1 protein-coding gene is annotated in these 2,225 nt (G+C 42.6%); it reads left to right on the top strand.

The window, feature by feature from the left end; translation table 11 throughout:
• Nucleotides 1-105: 105 nt before the first annotated feature.
• On the top strand, nucleotides 106-2,225 hold a 2,120-nt coding region (locus T518_RS12075), incomplete at its 3' end, for an ESPR-type extended signal peptide-containing protein (RefSeq protein WP_282724157.1).

Here is a 2,225-nt window from a genome sequence, read left to right as displayed (position 1 = left end):
GGCATATCCAATTACCTCCTTCGGTGGTACTGTTTCTTACTATTATTATACGATATTTCTCGTCAAAAATCAACCATTTGTTGTGACAGAGCCATATACAAAGTCGTGTGGAATAAAGCAAGAAATTGCTATGTTGTAGCTTCGGAATTTGCTAAAAATCATCAAACGGGTTCAAGCCGTATAAAAGCTGCATCTGTAGCGGCTGTTATGGCAGCAACTATGTTAACTATCGGGACAGGCGTTATATATGCTGCTGATGTAACAGATACAGGGGTAAAAGAGTCAAAAGAAACTATTTTATTTGACAATACAACAGGTGAAACCACGATGTTAAATGATCCTAATTTAAAACATGATCGTCCTGGTAGTTGGGTTCATGGACATACAGCTGAATGTGGTGAGTTGACGTATAATACAACATTGACGATTGGGGACATTAATAAAGTTGTCGATAAATTAGTTGATAATGACACCCTACTTTACAATCAGGGGATTCAAAAGGTAACCATGAATAATGGAACAATTTCCTTGATACGTAATGATAATACTAGCGTTACAAATAGTATTGCTTTAACTGGAAACGGTGGTAAGAATGGTCAAGATACAGCAGTAACTGTTGCAGTTGGAAACGAATCTCAAACATTTCAGACAGGCTCTGTTGTTACGGCAAATACAGATAATAGCGGAAAAGCCACAGGATTAACTATTAATGGACAATCTTATGATATAAAAGCAGGAAAAACATATAAAGCAGGAGAAAACGTTACAATAGCAGATGATGGTACCATTAGTGCAACAGATACTACATACAGTGCCGGAAAGAATGTAAGGATTGATGATAAGAATAAGATTTCTGTGGATTTGTCCGAGTATGCGAAGTCTGACGATGTCGCAGTAGTCTACCAAGATAATGATAAGAATAAGTCACTTCATAGCACCAACGCTGGTACCGTAGGCTCATCGTCAATTGCTCTTGGCAAAGAGGCAACTACAGGAATGAGGTCTGTTGCGCTTGGTGATCAAACGAAAGCTACAGGAGAATCTTCCACGGCGATTGGAGTTAAGGCAGAAGCTACAGCGTTAGATAGCATTGCCATTGGCGGTGAAACAAAAGCTACTGGCGGTGACAGCATCGCAATTGGTAATGATACAACAGCTAATAGCCAGTATAGTGTGGCAATTGGTGATGATATCCATTCCACTGGAGTCTCAGCGACAGCTGTAGGTCAACAAGCACATGCAACTGGTAACTATTCTACCGCACTTGGTGCGATGACGAACGTAGATGCAGATTGGAATGAACAGCATCCGGGTGAATGGAGAAAGTCTGGTGAAATGTCAACTGCTATTGGGTATGGAAGTGGTTCATGGGGAGATTATTCTACTGCTATTGGTGGTGGGTATGCCAAAGCTGAAGGCCAATTTGCCACGGCAATAGGAAGTTTATCACAAGCAACTGCAGAAAATACTGTTGCTTTGGGAGGTGCTGCCACAGCTGAAGGCCGATTTGCCACGGCAATAGGAACTTCATCACAAGCAACTGCAGAAAATGCTGTTGCTTTGGGAGGTGCTGCCACAGCTAATGTATATGGTGGTGTCGCTTTGGGTACGTCATCAGTTGCTGATAGAGCAGCAGAAGCCGGTGTTGTTGGTGCTTTTGCTCCTGAAGGTGCAGACGGCCTTACTTGGAAAGCCAATGCTGGTGCTGTTTCTGTAGGCAGTTCTGTAGAGGGTAAAAAAATTACTCGTCAGATTACCAATGTAGCAGCAGGTACTGCTGATACCGACGCTGTTAACGTTGCACAGCTGAAGAAGGTAAGTGAAGCTGCTGCTAGCGCAAGCCAAGGTTGGAAGCTGAAAACTCAAAATGGCAATGCATCTGATGTAAAACCTGGCGCTACAGTTGAATTTGATGGCGATGCTAACATTCAAGTAGGCAATGATGGTAATAAAGTTAGCGTTACGCTGAAAAAACAATTGACTGGCATTCAATCCATCACCGGCGAAGGTGAAGGCGCAGGCAGCATTAGCTTTGCAAATGATGGCATCAAGTTTAATAATAAGGTTACCATTGACAATACCGGCAAGATTTCCGGCGTAGCAGACGGCAAAATTTCTACAGATTCTACTGACGCAGTAAACGGTAGCCAACTGCATGCAGTAGCAACCGAAGCAGGTAAACATACCACCTTATCTAACGGCAAAAATACAACAGTGAACCCTGT

Source organism: Mitsuokella jalaludinii DSM 13811, assembly GCF_000702905.1.
Classification (GTDB): domain Bacteria; phylum Bacillota; class Negativicutes; order Selenomonadales; family Selenomonadaceae; genus Mitsuokella; species Mitsuokella jalaludinii.
This window is presented reverse-complemented; position numbering and strand designations above follow the sequence as displayed.